This is a genomic window from Stenotrophomonas sp. Y-13 (assembly GCF_046267925.1).
Lineage (GTDB): Bacteria > Pseudomonadota > Gammaproteobacteria > Xanthomonadales > Xanthomonadaceae > Stenotrophomonas > Stenotrophomonas acidaminiphila_A.
On the sequence record NZ_CP176501.1, the window covers coordinates 1,368,915 to 1,384,711 of the forward strand.

Consider the following 15,797-nt stretch of genomic DNA (forward strand, 5'->3'; position numbering starts at 1 on the left):
CTGTCTTGCTGCGGTCATATTTGGCGCTTACCGTGTTAACCTTATCTTAACCGTTGCGCATGTAACCGCCGCGGAAGGTACCCCCAGATTCAAGCCGATCAGGCGCCCGGTGGCCCCGGGGCTGATGGATCGCGTTTTTTCCCAATCGCCAACTCGTATCGAGGCTACCCAGAATGAACCACCCTCGCATCCGGATGTCCAAGCTTGCCCTTGGTCTCGTTGCCGCTCTCGCGGCCGCGCCGGCTTTCGCACAGAGCACCTCCGCCGGCGTCGGCGGCCAGGTCGTTACCTCCGGCGGCCAGCCGGTGAACGGCGCTGAAGTCACCATCACCCACGTCGAGTCGGGTACGGTCAGCCGTGTGACCACTGATGCGGCTGGCCGCTACAACGCCCGGGGTCTGCGCGTTGGCGGTCCGTATACCATCACCATCACCAAGCCGGGCGAAGGCACCAAGACCGAAGATGGTGTCTATCTGGGCGTGAACCAGACCGGCACCGTCAATGCCACGCTGACCGGCGATCTGGCTGCGACCAACCTGGCAGCCGTGCAGGTCATGGCAGTTGCGGGTGGTTCGCAGGTGTTCAGCGCTACCAAGACCGGCGCCGGCACCAACCTGAGCAAGGTTGAGATGGAGGCGCTGCCGTCAATCGGCGGCAACATCCAGGACTACATGCGCCTCGATCCGCGCGTGGCATTCGTCGACCGCGCTTCGGGCGCGATCTCGGCCGGTGGCCTGAACCCGCGCTACAACTCGATCAACATCGACGGTGTGTCGGCCAGCGATACCTTCGGCCTGGAAGGCAACAACATGACCACCCGGCGCCAGCCGGTGTCGATGGAAGCGATCGAAGCGCTGGACATCAACCTGTCCAACTACGATGTCTCCATTGCCAGCGCTGCCGGTGCGACCGTCAATGCCGTGACCAAGTCCGGTACCAACGAATTCCACGGTTCGGTGTACGGCACCTATCGTGATGGCGACTGGTTCGGCAACAACCCGGACGGCAAGAAGTTCAACGGCTTCAACAAGGAAGAAACCTACGGTGCCACCTTCGGCGGCCCGATTGTCCAGGACAAGCTGTTCTTCTTTGCTAACTACGAGAAGTTCAAGCAGGCGGCCCCGGGTGCGGACATCGGCAGCAGCGTGCTGGGCAAGGCTGGTGCCAAGTACGGCATGGCAGAGGTCGAGAAGGCACGGCAGATCGCCAAGGACAAGTACGGTATCGATGCCGGTGGCCTGTCCAGCAACGGTGATACCGAACTGGAAGAGTATGCGCTGAAGATCGACTGGAACATCAACGACGATCACCGCGCCAGCATCCGCTACAGCAAGCTGGATCAGAGCAAGCTGCGCATCAACGGCATGGGCAACTCGAGCCAGGCTTCGCTGAGCTCATACTGGTATCAGCAGAACAAGACGGTCGAGAGCTATGTCGGCCAACTGTTCAGCGACTGGAGTGATAACTTCTCCACTGAGTTCAAGGTCTCGTACCGCGATTTCTCCTCCGTGCGTGTGGTGCCGACCAATGCGCCGAGCATTGCCATCTACTTTGACGGCACCCAGGCCCGCCCGTCCGGCGACGTGTTGTACATGGGTACCGAACTGAACTCGCAGGGCAACATCCTGCAGACCAAGACCTGGAACTACTACGGTGCCGGCACCTACATCCTTGGTGACCACACGCTGAAGTTCGGCGTCGACTACAGCGACAACGACATCTACAACCTGTTCGGTCGCAGCAGCTGGGGCGTGTACACGTTCTTCGGCCTGGACAACTTCGCCAATGGCAACTGGGCGAACTACCAGTACAACAAGGAACGAACCCCGGGTTCGATCGCCGCCAACTACAAGAACAGCAATCTTGGTCTGTTCGTGCAGGACACCTGGTACGTCAACAATAACCTGACGCTGACCCTGGGTCTGCGTGGCGACCGCCCGAAGGTCAGCCCGGCGCCGCAGTACAACGCACCGGCCGAAGCTTATTTTGGTTATGACAACAGCAATATCTTCGGTGGCGGCTTCCTGATTCAGCCGCGTGTTGGCTTCAACTACACCTTCGACTCGGATCGCCCGACGCAGCTGCGTGGTGGCGTTGGCCTTTTCCAGGGCGATGCGCCGCAGGTGTGGATCAGCAACAGCTATTCCAACACCGGCTTCAACTACGATTCGTACAACATCACCAACACCAATCCCACCACGCCGCCGCTGCCCTTCAGCCCGGATGGCAGCAAGCAGCCGGTGCCGAGTGCGATCCCGGCAGCACAAGGCGTGAGCTTCGTCGGCAAGGATTTCAAGCTGCCGTCGCTTTACAAGGCCAATCTGGCGTTCGACCATGAACTGCCGTGGTATGGCATCGTGGCCTCGGCAGAACTGTTGGTCACCAAGGTCAAGGATGGCCTGTACTACAAGTCCCTGAACATCGGCAAGGTGGTCGATGGCGAGCTCGTGCCGTCCTTCATTGGGCCGGATGGCCGCGACATGTACTGGAACCCGGCCAAGAGCGTCAACGGTGCTTGGACTACCGCGGACAATCGCGCCAATCGCAACACGAAGTACAGCGACGTCTACCTGATCGACAACACCGACAAGGGGCGTACCAACCAGTTCACTGTGTCGCTGAGCAAGCCGTTCAGCGAGAGCAGTGACTGGTCCTGGAGCCTGGGCTATACCTATACCGACGCGACTGAAGTGGGATCGCTGACCAGTTCCACGGCCAGCTCGGGCTGGGGCAATCAGTATTCTTTTGACGTCAACTCGAATACCGAGACGACGTCGCGCTACGAGATCAAGGACCGCATCTCCGGCTCGCTGGACTGGAAGCATAAGTTCTTCGGTGACTACGAGACCCGCGTCGGCCTGGTGTACGAAGGTCGCAGCGGCCGCCCGTACAGCTACATCTACAACGGCGATGCGAACGGTGACGGCCGCACTTCCAATGACCTGTTCTACGTGCCCAAGGGACCGGGCGACGTGCTGTTCGGCAGCTTTGACACGGCTGGCAAATTCAAGGCCGACCCGAAGCTCGAGGAGCAATTCTTCGCTTGGTTGGCGGACAACCCGCAGTTGGCCAAGTATGCCGGTACCTATGCGCCGGCCAACGGCTTCCGTACCGGCTGGATCAATACCTTCGACATCCGCCTGTCGCAGCAGCTGCCTGGCTTCATGAAGGGCCACAAGTCGGAACTGTGGGTGGACATCCAGAACGTCGGCAACATGCTGAACAAGAAGTGGGGTCGCATCTACGACTATGGCTTCTATGCGAACGCACGCGTGGCCAACCTGGCCGGCATGGTTGACGGCAAGTACGTGTACGACAAGCTGTACACCGATGCGCCGACCCCGGCCAACTCGGACGCCGACGGCTTCAATATGGGCGTGTCGCAGTGGTCGCTGCAGGTAGGCTTCCGCTACCAGTTCTGATAGGTCTGGTTGATGGTGTAAACCGAGAACGGCCGGGGCAACCCGGCCGTTTTCCTTTTCATGGGGGCAGCGCTACATTCGACCAACTGTGAAGACGGAACCGACGATGGAAATGACGAAAGAAGCGGTGGCGCGGGCGCTGCCGGTGCAGGATGCGCGGATCTACCCGCGCGGCGGTCTGGACGTGTTGTCGCGGGCGGAGGTCGCGCGCCTGCGCGATGCATCCAGCGGCGGCATGCACGAGCTGCTGCGGCGCTGCGCGCTGGCGGTGCTCACCAGCGGCAGCGCGTCGGACGACCCGCGTGCGGCGCGCGACCTGTACCCCGATTTCGACATCCAGGTGGCGCAGCAGGACCGCGGCGTCCGCATCGACCTCACCAATGCGCCGGCGATGGCGTTCGTCGACGGCGAGATCATCCGCGGCATCGCCGAGCTGCTGTTCTCGGTGGTGCGCGACCTGGCCTACATGGCCATCGAGCTGGGGCCGGAGTATGCCTCGGACCTGGAGACATCCGAGGGCATCACCAACGCGGTGTTCGGCGTGCTGCGCAACGCCCGCATCCTGCAGCCGAGCGAACCGAACCTGGTGGTGTGCTGGGGCGGTCACTCGATTTCCCGTGACGAGTACCTGTACACCAAGCAGGTCGGCTACGAGCTGGGGCTGCGCGGGCTGGACATCTGCACCGGCTGCGGCCCAGGTGCGATGAAGGGGCCGATGAAGGGCGCGACGATCGCCCATGCCAAGCAGCGCAGGACCAATACCCGCTACATCGGCATCACCGAGCCGGGCATCATCGCCGCCGAGTCGCCGAACCCGATCGTCAACCACCTGGTGATCATGCCGGACATCGAGAAGCGCCTGGAGGCGTTCGTGCGCATGGGCCACGGCATCATCGTGTTCCCGGGCGGCGTCGGCACCGCCGAGGAGATCCTGTACCTGCTGGGCATCCTGCTGCGCGAGGAGAACAAGGCGCTGCCGTTCCCGCTGATCCTCAGCGGCCCGACCATTGCCGCGCCGTACTTCGAGCAGATCGACCGGTTCATACGCATGACCCTCGGCGAAGAGGCCGCCAGCCGCTACGAGATCATCGTCGGCGACCCGGTCGCGGTGTCGCGGCGCATGACCCAGGGCATCAAGCGGGTGCGCGAGTACCGCCTGGCGCACAAGGATTCGTTCTTCTTCAACTGGTCGGTGGAGATTCCGCACGAGTACCAGCAGCCGTTCGTGCCGACGCACGAGGCGATGGCCGCGCTGGACCTGCACCACGGCCGCCCCGCGCCCGAACTGGCGGCGGATCTGCGGCGCGCGTTCTCCGGCATCGTTGCCGGCAACGTCAAGGAGGACAGCATGCAGCGGATCGAACGCTTCGGTCCGTTCAAGATCCACGGCGATCCGGACATGATGCAGGCGCTGGACGAGCTGCTGCGCGCCTTCGTCGAACAGCGCCGCATGAAGATCTCCGGCGAGTATCACCCCTGCTACCAGGTCGTGACCTGAGCCGGCGCGCCGCTGTGGCACGGGCCCGATGCCGCTGGGCATCGGGCCTGGTCCGCCACCGCTGCCGGCCCGCTGCCCGCACTCAGCCGGCCGGTACCCGCAACGAGGCCAGGTAGCGCCGGTCGGCGATCTCCGTGTGGACGTCGCCGCCCATCATCTGCACCCGCGCGCGCAACGCCTGCAACCCCACGCTGTGGCCGCGGTGGATGCTGCTCGTGGCGGCGGGCAGGTCATTGCTGACCGTGATCCTGGCGCCCCCGGCTTCGGCCTGGATGGCGATCCGCAGCCTGCACGGCCCGGCGGAGGGTTCCACGCCATGGTGGATGGCGTTCTCCACCAGCGGCTGGATCGACAGGATCGGCACCTGCAGGTCGGGCAGCGCGTCCGGCAACGCCCATTCCACCTGCATCCGCGCGCCGAAGCGCAGCTGCTCGATGGCGATGTAGCGACGGGCCAGTTCCAGCTCCTCGCGCAGCGGGACCTGGCGCGAGTCGGTCAGGGCCGCGCGGAACAGATCGGCCAGGTCCAGCAGCAGCTGCTCGGCCTTCTGCGGTTGCTGATGCACGAGCGCGGCCCCGGTATTGAGCGTGTTGAACAGGAAGTGCGGATGGATGCGCGCCTGCAGGGCCTCCAGTTCCGCCTGTTTTGCTCGCAACGCCAGTTGCCGGACGCGCCAGTGGTTCTGGAATGCAAGCAATACCAGCAGCCCGGCGACCAGCGCCAATGCCAGCGCGCGCAGCACGAACAGGGCGCCTTCGTGATCCCCCTCGACGTGGCGGAAGCTCATCAGCGTCCAGGCGGCCAGTGCCATCAACAGGGTGGTGACCAGCAGCACGCCCAGGCAGGCCCATGCCAGCGGCTGGGGACCGAGCCGGCCCAGCACCGGGCGAAGCAGGTGGACCAGGGCCAGGGTGCCGAGGGTCGCCCACTGGATGCCCAGCGATGCCAGCCCGAACAGCACCAGCCGGTCGTCCACCGGTGCCGGCGACAGGGCAAGCAGCGCGGCCAGTGCCTCGCCGGCGAGGACCACCGCGATCAAGGTCGAGGGGCTGAGCAGGATGTCGATCGGGCGATGGGGATGCGGCACGGCACCAGCCTGGGCGGGGAACCGAGATCATAGCCAGCGCGGGCTACCGCTGGCGCCCGTGATCGGTCCGCTCGTCGCCTTTGTATGGAACGGAGCGCTTGCAGGGCTTACTGTCGGGCCGGACAATCATGGGGAGTGTCATGTCGCGACGGGATGCTGGAACTCCGCGGCCATCGGCAGGGGCGGGGTTCACCTTGATCGAACTGATGGTGACGGTCGCCGTGCTGGCGATCATCGCCGCGATCGCCGTGCCTGCCATGCAGGGGCTGATCGCCGCCAATCGCCTCAGCGCCGCATCCACCGAGCTGGTCACCGCCCTGCAGTTGGCGCGTTCGGAGGCCATCCGCCGCAATGCGGCGGTCACGGTATGCGGCAGCGACAATGGTACGAGCTGCGCCAACACGACCGACTGGAGCCGGTGGATCGTGACCGGTCGCGACACTACCAGTGGCAGCGACGAGGTGATCCGCGATTCGTCGGTCACGGGCGGCATGCAGGTCGCCGGGCCGGCCGCCGGCATCCGTTTCCGCCCGACGGGCCTGCTCGATGCGCAGGCCAGCATGACGGTCTGCCTGCCGGTCAGCAGCGTCGGCGACAACCAGCGCGTCGTGACCATGATGGTCGGCGGCGGAGTCACCACCAGCAAGCATAACGGAGCTGGAGCATGTCCATGAACAGCGCTGTTCGCGGTCCGGTCCACGGTCCACGCCGATCGCCAGGGCGGCGGTTTCCCCGCCAGCAGCGTGGCGTCAGCCTGCTGGAAGTCATGATCTCGGTGCTGATCCTCGGCGTCGGCCTGCTCGGCATCGCCGCGATGCAGGCACTCGCGCTGCGCGGCGGGCAGGGCTCGCTGGAGAGCAGCCAGGCGGTCATGCAGACCACGTCGATCGCCGAGGCGATGCGCGCCAACCGGCTCAATGCGGGCAACTATGCGATGGCCATGACCTGTACCGCAGGGTCCGGCGGAAGCCTGGCACAGAACGATCTGGCGGCCTGGATCAACGCGCTCAAGCGCACCATCGGCACGGTCGGCGATAGCAGCACCTGCGGCAGGATCGAGGCGCTGGGCAATAATCGTTTCCGGATCACGGTGCAGTGGGACGACCAGCGCGCCGGCGGCAGCAGTACCCGCCAGGTGGCCACCGAGGTGCGCATATGAGCCGCTTTGCTTACCGTGCGGGTCGCCGGCATTCGGGCGGCTTCAGCCTGATCGAACTGATGATCGCGCTGGTGCTGGGGTTGCTGGTGCTGGGTGCGGCATTCGTCGTGTTCCAGTCCAATCAGAACTCGTACCGTGCCAATGAAGGGCTGAACCGCATCCAGGAGAGCGCGCGGGTTGCCTTCGAGGTGATGTCGCAGGACATCCGCTCGGCCGGCGGTTCGGCGTGTTCCACGGCCTCGGTTGTGGAAACCTCCGGCGCCCAGTCCAACGCGTTCCGCGACACTCCGATTACCGGTAACGCCACCCAGTTGACCGTGGTCTCGGGCGAGGATGCGGCCTACAAGGTCACCGCTTCCACCGCCACCTCGGTCACCCTGGATTCAACGCAGGTGTCCGATGCCACGGACAAGTTCAAGGTGGGCGACTGGCTGCTGCTGTGCAACGCGCGCAAGAGCTTCGTGGTGCAGGCCACGAGCGTCAGCAGCAGCACCCTCGGGTTCGCCGCGCTGCCGGGCGGCTACAACCCGGGCAATGACCGATACGCGCCACCCTCGTCCGTGGTGGTGGGGCGGTTGCGCAGCGCGCGCTGGTTCGTGGCCGCCAATGGTCGTGGTGGCAATTCGCTCTACGTCTCGCGCTTCGGCGGTGCCGCTGAGGAAGTCACCGATGGCGTGCAGTCGATCGCCTTCTCGTACCTGCAGCAAGGGGGCACCAGCTATACGGCCACGCCCGCCGACTGGTCCTCCGTGATCAGTGTGCGTGCGGACATGGTGCTCAAAGGGCGTGACGTGGATGGCAGTGCGCTGACCCGCAATTCCTCCAATATCTTCAGTCTCCGGAGTCGTACGCTATGAGTCCTTCCATCGGCGCGGGCGGCCCCGGCCTGGCGGCGAGCCGGGCGCAGCAGGGCATCACCTTGCTGGTGGTGATGATATTGCTGCTGATACTTTCGGTGCTGGGTATCGCGATCCTGCGCAGTTCGGCCATGCAGGAGCGCATGAGCGCCAACATGCGCGACCGCAGCCTCGCCTTCCAGGGCGCCGAAACGGCCTTGCGCTATGCGCAGGACGTCGTGCTGGCCGGAAATTCCGCCTGGGAGGCGGGAACGATCCCGGCCGCTGCCGATTGCACCGGCACCAGCGTCTGTCCGACCGGCGCCAGCCCGGTCTGGGCGAACCTGCCCGCGGGCACATACGACACCCGGCTGGCTGCGCCGCCGCAGTACTGGATCGAGTACCTGGGCGTCGGCCCCGGCTACAAGGGGAACTGCGACAGCATCCCGCTGCCGCCGGACTGCAAGAGCCCGCTTTTCCGTATCACCGCACGCAGTCGTTCCGCCGGGCGGGCGGATGTACTGCTGCAGGCCACTGTCGCCAGTCGTACTCCATCGCCGGGGCAATGATCATGAAGCGCAAGCATTTCAAGCATGGGACGTCGCAGCCGGCCGTGCGCCAGTGGTGGGCGGGTCCTGCCGCGTTCCTGGCCAGCATGCTGGCCCTGCCGGTCAACGCCGGCATCGTAATTCCCGATGACCCGCTGACCACGGCGGCGCGCGTCGCCCCCAACATCCTGTTCATCCTGGATGACTCGGGGTCGATGGCCTGGCGCAACATGAACAATCAGGATGTCACCCAGATCACTGGCCCTGGCTCGTTCAGCAGCCGGCCCGATGCCGACGGTGTGTCCACGGGTACCAGCGTCACCAGCGAGACGCTGGACAACTCCAAGTTGTACATGCAGAGCTATGCGACCAACACGCTGTATTACAACCCGGCGGTGACCTACAAGCCGTGGATGGATGCCGATGGCAATCGGCTGACGGGCGGCATGAGCTATACGGGTGTCTACAGCGATGGCCTCGTGGTGACGCATTCCGGCGCCGGGACCAATGGCGGTTCGAAGGATCTGTCGGCCAACATCCAGACGTTCTACGTGCCGCAGAACACCGCCAATACCAGTGCGTCCTATCTCTCCAGCGTGTCCAATTACTACCGCTACCAGATCCTGCCCGGCAACGGGGGGATCCGGCGTGGCGTCTATGGCGCGGTGGTGACCACCGCCAGGCAGACGGTACAGGTGGGGGGCAGCAATACGGCCACCGGCACCCTTTCCAACAACACGGTCGTCGACAACCGGCTGGCCTCCATAGCTGCTGGCGTGGTGCTCGAGATCACCATTGGCAATACCAGCTCCAAAAATTCCCAGACCATTGATTACTGGGTTTATGATCCCTCTGGCAACACTGTGTGCACGGGCGTTTCATCGCCCAATAGTTCCGGATTCTGCCGAGTACCAAGCGCTGTCGCAGGTCAATATAAGGTAAGCGTACAGCGCGCCACAAAGAATGACGCCAGCTACCAGATTTCTGCTCAGCGCTACACCACTAACAGTTGTGATGGTCAGAATAGCGGTTACGGCTGGGTTGACTGTACCGATGGGCTGCCTGCATCGCGCACCAGCTCATCTAATACGGTGGCGGACGAGAAGGCCAACTTCGCCACGTGGTATTCCTATCACCGCACCCGCACCAAGGCGGCCAAGGCTGGTGCCGCCGAAGCCTTCAGCCCCTTGAACAGCAAGGTGCGCGTCGGGTTCCGCACCATCTGGGGGCGCAACACGTTCGACATCCCGGTCCGCGATGGCAACGACGGGCGCTTCGTCAACAACGTGGCCGATCCCAGCGTGGCCGGCAGCACCAACACCACCTCCCGTTCCACCTGGTACAACCGCCTGTTCGCCGCCGGCGCCCAGAGCGGCACGCCACTGCAGCAGGCGCTGGACGACGCCGGCACCTACTTCAGCCGCTCCGATTCGAGCGGTCCGTATGGCCCGGAGGCGGGCAGCGACCAGCTTTCCTGCCGGCAGAACTTCGCGATCCTGACCACCGACGGGTACTGGAACAACTCCACGGTCGACAGCGGCAACGCCGACGGCACCAGTGGCAGCACGATCAAGGGGCCAAAGGGCAAGACCTATACCTACACGCCGGCCGCGCCGTTCAGCGACAGCTATTCCAGGACCCTGGCCGACGTGGCGATGAGGTACTGGAGGACGGACTTGCGCACCGAAGACTACATGGGGAACACGACCCGGCCGGACAACAACAATGTGCCGACGACCGACGCCGATCCCGCGTTCTGGCAGCACATGGTCACGTTCGGTATCTCCATCGGCCTGAAGACCACCATGGGCTGGTCCAGTGTTGAGAGCGTACCCGCCAACCCGGCCTGGCCGGACCCGGATACCTCCAACCCGGGCACGGACAACGCACGACGCATCGACGATCTGCTGCACGCCGCGGTCAACGGCCATGGCCAGTTCGTGTCCGCGTCCAGCCCGTCCGAGTTCACCGCCGGCCTGGGCAAGGCGCTTGCGGCGATCGCCCAGCGCACCGGGTCGTTCTCCAACGTCGCCACCAACTCCGCATCGCTCAATGCAGGCTCCAGGGTGTTCAGCGCCAGCTACGTCTCCGGCACCTGGACCGGCACCGTGAAGGGGCAGCCGGTAACGCGTGATGGCCTCGGTGCGGGCTGGACGTCCAGCATCCCGTCGCTGGCGGCCCGCAAGGTATTTACTTCCACCACGACGGATGCAGGTGCGACTTTTCCCACGGCCAGTCAGCAGACGGCATTGGCCCGCGTGGGTGGGCCGGCCGACTACGCGGTGACCGGGGCGGACAACGCCGCATACATCAAGGGAGACACCAGTCGAGAGGAGCGCAATGGTGGCCTGCTGCGCAACCGGCCCAGTACCGTGTTGGGTGACATCGTCGGCTCCTCCCCGTTCTACGTCCCGGAGACGAATACCCTGTACGTGGGCGCCAACGACGGCATGCTGCATGCTTTCGATGGCACCAGCGGCCAGGAGCTGTTCGCCTATGTGCCCCGCATCATCAATTTCACCCAGCTCGCCACCCTGAGCCGGGGTGATTATTCGCACAAGTTCTTCGTTGATGGTCCGGTGGTCGTCACCGAGCGCGCGTTGACGCCCAACAAGAACATTCTGGTGGGCAGCCTGGGCAGGGGAGGCAAGGGCCTCTTTGCGCTTGATGTATCCGCACCGGCGTCGGCCACCGCGACGAGCGTGGCTCTGTGGGAACGTCAGGACACCCCCGGTGGCAACATGGGCCAGGTGCTGGGCAGGCCCATCCTGTCCAATGTCCAGGGCACAAGCGCTGCGGCGGTGGTTTTCGGCAATGGCGTCAACAGCAGTCACGACCGTGCCGTGCTCGTGGTGATGAACGCGCAGACCGGCGCCGTCATCCGCGAGATCGACACCGGCGCGGGTTCGTCAGCCGCGCCCAACGGCCTTTCCGCGCCGACCGGCGTCTATGGTCCCGATGGCAAGACCCTGGCGTACGTGTATGCCGGTGACATGCTCGGCAACGTGTGGAAGTTCGACCTGACCGATACCTCGTCTGCTGCCTGGACCGCGACCCGGCTGTTCACGGCCCAGGACGCGACCGGCAAGGCGCAGCCGATCAGTGCCGGCGTCACTGTCGCGACGCACCCGTGGACCAACAAGCGCTGGATATTCTTCGGTACCGGCCGCTACCTCACCACCGAAGACGCGGATTCCAGCAACGTCAGCGTGCAGAGCATGTACGGTTTCATCGACTCGGGCGCTGCAGTCAGTCGTTCCGACCTGACCCGGCGCACCGTCCAGGTGACGTCGGGCACATCGAGTGGGTACCCGGTGCGCGCCTTCGAAGGCAGGACCAGCCTGCCCATCAGCTCCAAGGGCTGGTATATCGACCTGCCCGATGCGGGGGAGCGGATCGTGCAGGATGCCCAGGTGGTTTCCACCTACCTGATCACCGCCAGCATGATACCCACCGGCAATGCCTGTGACGCCGATGGTCGCGGTTACGTCAATGCGCTGGATGCCTTCACCGGCACCAGCGCCGCCAGCTCGTATTTCGATCTGGACAAAAACGCGGGCACCGACGATACGGTAAGTGGCCTGCCGGTCGGCTCGGTTGATGCAGGCGTGGGCATGCCTACCCTGCCGAACGTGATGCGTGGCGTCATGCTGGTGGCGGGCAGCAATGGTGAGATCCAGGCCCTGCCGGTTAAACCACCGCGTTGGGAGCGGGTGTCGTGGCGCGACCTGAAGGGAGATTGAGAATGAAGAGTGAACGATATGCCCGGGAATCCGGCTTCAGCCTGATCGAATTGATGGTGGTGGTGGCGATACTGGCGATACTGGCCAGCATCGTGCTGCCCAGCTACAACAACCACGTGCGCAAGACGCGCCGGGCGGCCGGTGCGGCATGTGCGGCGGCGGTGGCGCAGAGGCTGGAGCGCGTATACACGACCGACCTGAGCTACGCGGCTGCACCGAATATCGCCGCGTTGACCGCTTCGTGCGATAGCGACGCGCTGCGTTACTACAGCCTGCAAAGGCAGGTCCAGGCACGGACATACACAGTGTCCGCCGCCCCGAAGGGCGCCCAGTCGGGTGATTCGTGCGGGACGTTGAGCATCAACCAGCTGGGCGTGAAATCCCCCAGCAGCCCTGGCTGCTGGTAATCCGGCAGCGTGGCACGTGCGGGGGAGTGTGGGCCGACAGGGAAGTCGGCCAGATAAATAAAAAAGCCTGCGAGTGATCGCAGGCTTTTTTATTTATCTGGCGCCCGAAGTTGGACTCGAACCAACGACCCCCTGATTAACAGTCAAGTGCTCTAACCGGCTGAGCTATTCGGGCGGGGAGGCGCATTCTACGCAGCGCCGCAGGGGCATGCAAGTCCCCGGTGCCCGTATCGGGCCGCTTTCGGCGGAGCACGCTTCAGCCTGGACAGGCCCGCGGCGTCTTCGGGCGTTCGCTTCGTGCGCGGCCGGCGTTGTTGACGATGACCGCTGCCAGCAACTGCCCTTTGGCATTGCAGAGCGAAAACGTCAGGTTGCTGCCGGCGCTGCGGCCGTCGGGCAGGTAGCGGACCTGCCTGCGTCCGGCGGAGCTGACCACCCGCAGGTGGTGCGACGCCGGGGGAATGTCCTGCCGCACGATGTCGCCCGGGGTATCGGGCTGGCGGTTGCCGTCGCGATCGAGGAACAACAGCCAGCCACTGCTCCAGTCGGTCGAGCGCGCACAGGTGATGCCATCCGTGGAGGGGCAGAGCGCGGCGGTGCTGCGCCTGCTGACCGCGGTGAGGCGGGCCAGGGCGAGGTTGTTGAGCAGCGCGTAGGTCGCCGCGCGGGTGCGTTGCCGTTCGATCAGGCCGTCCATGGACGGCAAGGCGATGAGGGCAAGGGTCGCCAGGATGAAGGCGCCGACCAGCATTTCCACCAGGCTCATGCCCCGCGGGTGCGGGTGCGGGCGCGATGGGGCAGGGGGTGGGATGAGGGGCGTCCAGGCCATGTCCGGCTTTCCCATGGAGCGGCGCGCGGCGCGCCTGCAGCCAGACTGGATGGTGGCGACGATGTCGGGAATCGGCCGCAGGGGCCAGCTGGCATGGGAAACATCCTCAGCCGGCCGTCATCCGTGCGCTGGCTATACTTGGCGGTCCATACCGCCGGCGCCGCCATGTCCGACCGCTTCCAGCTCGTATCGCCCTATTCGCCGGCAGGCGACCAGCCGGCCGCCATCGCCAGGCTCGTCGCCAACTTCGAGGCGGGCATCGCCAAGCAGACCCTGCTGGGCGTGACCGGCTCGGGCAAGACCTACACCATCGCCAACGTGGTGCAGCAGATCCAGCGGCCGACCCTGGTGATGGCGCCGAACAAGACGCTGGCGGCGCAGCTGTACGGCGAGTTCAAGTCGTTCTTCCCGCACAACGCGGTCGAGTACTTCGTCAGCTACTACGACTACTACCAGCCCGAAGCCTACGTGCCGGCCTCGGACACCTTCATCGAGAAGGACAGCTCGATCAACGAGCATATCGAGCAGATGCGGCTCGCCGCCACCAAGACCCTGCTGTCGCGGCCCGATGCGCTGGTGGTGGCAACGGTGTCGGCGATCTACGGCCTCGGCGCGCCCGAGGACTACCTGTCGCTGCGGCTGATCCTGTCCAAGGGCGAGCGCATCGACCAGCGCGACCTCATCAACCACCTGACCCAGCTGCAGTACACCCGCAACGAGTACGAGCTGCAGCGCGGTACCTTCCGCGTGCGTGGCGAGGTCATCGACGTGTTCCCCGCCGAATCGGACAGCGAGGCGGTGCGCATCGAGCTGTTCGACGGCGAGGTCGAGCAGCTGAGCATGTTCGACCCGCTCACCGGGGAAGGCCTGCGCCGGATGCAGCGCTACACGATCTATCCCAAGACCCATTACGCCACCACCCGTGAACGGGTGCTGGCGGCGATCGAGACGATCAAGCTCGAGCTGAAGGAGCGGCTGGAGCAGCTGTATGCGCAGAACAAGCTGGTCGAGGCGCAGCGCCTGGCGCAGCGCACCCAGTTCGACCTGGAGATGATGGCCGAGGTCGGCTACTGCAGCGGCATCGAGAACTACTCCCGGCACCTGACCGGCAAGGCCGCCGGCGAGCCGCCGCCGACCCTGTTCGACTACCTGCCGCCGGACGCGTTGCTGGTGATCGACGAATCGCACGTGACCATTCCGCAGATCGGCGCGATGTACAAGGGCGACCGTTCGCGCAAGGAGACGCTGGTGGAGTTCGGCTTCCGCCTGCCGTCGGCGCTGGACAACCGCCCGCTGCGGTTCGAGGAGTGGGAGGCGCGCTCGCCGCGCAGCATCTATGTATCGGCCACCCCCGGGCCCTACGAGCTGCGTGAATCCGGCGACGAGATCACCGAGCTGGTGGTGCGCCCGACCGGTCTGGTCGACCCGCAGGTCGAGATCCGGCCTGTGGCCACCCAGGTCGACGACCTGATGTCCGAGTGCCACGAGCGCATCCGCATGGGCGACCGCGTGCTGGTCACCACCCTGACCAAGCGCATGGCCGAGAACCTCACCGAGTACCTGGGTGAGCACGGCATCCGCGTGCGCTACCTGCACTCGGACGTGGATACGGTGGAGCGGGTGGAGATCATCCGCGACCTGCGCCTGGGCAAGTTCGACGTGCTGGTCGGCATCAACCTGCTGCGCGAAGGCCTGGACATGCCGGAAGTCTCGCTGGTGGCGATCCTGGACGCGGACAAGGAGGGCTTCCTGCGTTCGACCGGCTCGCTGATCCAGACCATCGGCCGCGCCGCCCGCAACCTGCGCGGCAAGGCGATCCTCTATGCCGACAGGATCACCCGCTCGATGCAGGCGGCGATCGACGAGACCGACCGTCGCCGCCAGAAGCAGGTGGAGCACAACGAGGCGCACGGCATCGTGCCCAGGTCGGTGGCGCGGCCGATCACCGACATCCTCGAGGGCGCGCACGAGGAGGGGGCGGCCAAGTCCGGTGGCAAGGGCAAGGCCCGCCGCGTGGCCGAGCCGGACGCCGAGTACGGGGCGCTCGATCCAGCCCAGGCGGCGGCCCGCATCAAGGTGCTGGAGCAGCAGATGTACCAGCACGCGCGCGACCTGGAGTTCGAGGACGCGGCGCGGGTGCGCGACCAGATCCGCCGCTTGAAGGAAGCGAGCCTGGGGTGAGCGGATGCGGCGCTGCCATGGCGCGGCGGCTGCGGAAAACGGCGCGGGCAGGGCGATGTGAAAATTTTTCCGGAAACCTGTTGCTCT

11 protein-coding genes and 1 tRNA gene are annotated in these 15,797 nt (G+C 65.1%); 9 read left to right on the top strand and 3 right to left on the bottom strand.

Annotated features, from left to right (window positions below; genetic code table 11):
* Nucleotides 1-194: 194 nt before the first annotated feature.
* Together ACJ7VY_RS06040 and ppnN are read left to right on the top strand one after the other, a co-directional pair.
* Nucleotides 195-3,422: a carboxypeptidase regulatory-like domain-containing protein gene (locus ACJ7VY_RS06040; protein WP_409476790.1), complete on the top strand. Its 3,228-nt coding sequence runs from the start codon at nucleotides 195-197 to the stop codon at nucleotides 3,420-3,422.
* 112 nt (nucleotides 3,423-3,534) lie between these two features.
* On the top strand, nucleotides 3,535-4,920 hold the full coding sequence (gene ppnN, locus ACJ7VY_RS06045) for a nucleotide 5'-monophosphate nucleosidase PpnN (protein WP_409476791.1): 1,386 nt from the start codon (nucleotides 3,535-3,537) through the stop codon (nucleotides 4,918-4,920).
* Nucleotides 4,921-5,002: 82 nt separating this feature from the next.
* Here ppnN and ACJ7VY_RS06050 read toward each other — a convergent pair whose 3' ends face one another.
* The gene (locus tag ACJ7VY_RS06050; protein WP_293759015.1) at nucleotides 5,003-6,007 is read right to left on the bottom strand and encodes a sensor histidine kinase; all 1,005 of its coding nucleotides are present in this window, start codon (nucleotides 6,005-6,007) and stop codon (nucleotides 5,003-5,005) included.
* A 194-nt stretch (nucleotides 6,008-6,201) separates the two neighbouring features.
* Here ACJ7VY_RS06050 and ACJ7VY_RS06055 point away from each other — a divergent pair, with 194 nt between their 5' ends.
* Genes ACJ7VY_RS06055 through ACJ7VY_RS06080 form a run of 6 tightly spaced genes read left to right on the top strand, consistent with a single transcriptional unit; the run spans nucleotide 6,202 to nucleotide 12,700 of the window.
* Nucleotides 6,202-6,681, top strand: a complete 480-nt coding sequence (locus tag ACJ7VY_RS06055; protein WP_409476568.1) for a GspH/FimT family pseudopilin — start codon at nucleotides 6,202-6,204, stop codon at nucleotides 6,679-6,681.
* A complete protein-coding gene (locus ACJ7VY_RS06060; RefSeq protein WP_409476569.1) occupies nucleotides 6,672-7,166 on the top strand; it encodes a prepilin-type N-terminal cleavage/methylation domain-containing protein in 495 nt (164 codons plus the stop codon). Before ACJ7VY_RS06055 ends, ACJ7VY_RS06060 begins: the two co-directional genes overlap by 10 nt.
* A complete protein-coding gene (locus ACJ7VY_RS06065; protein WP_161613180.1) occupies nucleotides 7,163-8,023 on the top strand; it encodes a PilW family protein in 861 nt (286 codons plus the stop codon). Before ACJ7VY_RS06060 ends, ACJ7VY_RS06065 begins: the two co-directional genes overlap by 4 nt.
* Entirely contained in the window at nucleotides 8,020-8,571 is a 552-nt protein-coding gene (locus ACJ7VY_RS06070; protein ID WP_409476570.1) for a PilX N-terminal domain-containing pilus assembly protein, read from the top strand. The genes ACJ7VY_RS06065 and ACJ7VY_RS06070 overlap by 4 nt, the downstream gene beginning before the upstream one ends.
* Before the next feature lie 2 nt (nucleotides 8,572-8,573).
* Nucleotides 8,574-12,293, top strand: coding sequence for a pilus assembly protein (locus ACJ7VY_RS06075; RefSeq protein WP_409476571.1), 3,720 nt, complete (start codon nucleotides 8,574-8,576; stop codon nucleotides 12,291-12,293).
* A 2-nt stretch (nucleotides 12,294-12,295) separates the two neighbouring features.
* Nucleotides 12,296-12,700 (top strand): type IV pilin protein, encoded by a 405-nt coding sequence (locus ACJ7VY_RS06080; RefSeq protein WP_409476572.1) that lies wholly within the window; start codon nucleotides 12,296-12,298, stop codon nucleotides 12,698-12,700.
* A 98-nt stretch (nucleotides 12,701-12,798) separates the two neighbouring features.
* Here the strand turns inward: ACJ7VY_RS06080 and ACJ7VY_RS06085 are convergent.
* A tRNA-Asn gene (locus ACJ7VY_RS06085) sits at nucleotides 12,799-12,875 on the bottom strand.
* An 81-nt stretch (nucleotides 12,876-12,956) separates the two neighbouring features.
* The gene (locus tag ACJ7VY_RS06090; protein WP_313232883.1) at nucleotides 12,957-13,466 is read right to left on the bottom strand and encodes a GspH/FimT family pseudopilin; all 510 of its coding nucleotides are present in this window, start codon (nucleotides 13,464-13,466) and stop codon (nucleotides 12,957-12,959) included.
* A gap of 228 nt (nucleotides 13,467-13,694) precedes the next feature.
* On the opposite strand from ACJ7VY_RS06090, the gene uvrB reads away from it, so the two are divergent.
* Nucleotides 13,695-15,710 (top strand): excinuclease ABC subunit UvrB, encoded by a 2,016-nt coding sequence (gene uvrB / locus ACJ7VY_RS06095; RefSeq protein ID WP_409476573.1) that lies wholly within the window; start codon nucleotides 13,695-13,697, stop codon nucleotides 15,708-15,710.
* Nucleotides 15,711-15,797: the final 87 nt, after the last annotated feature.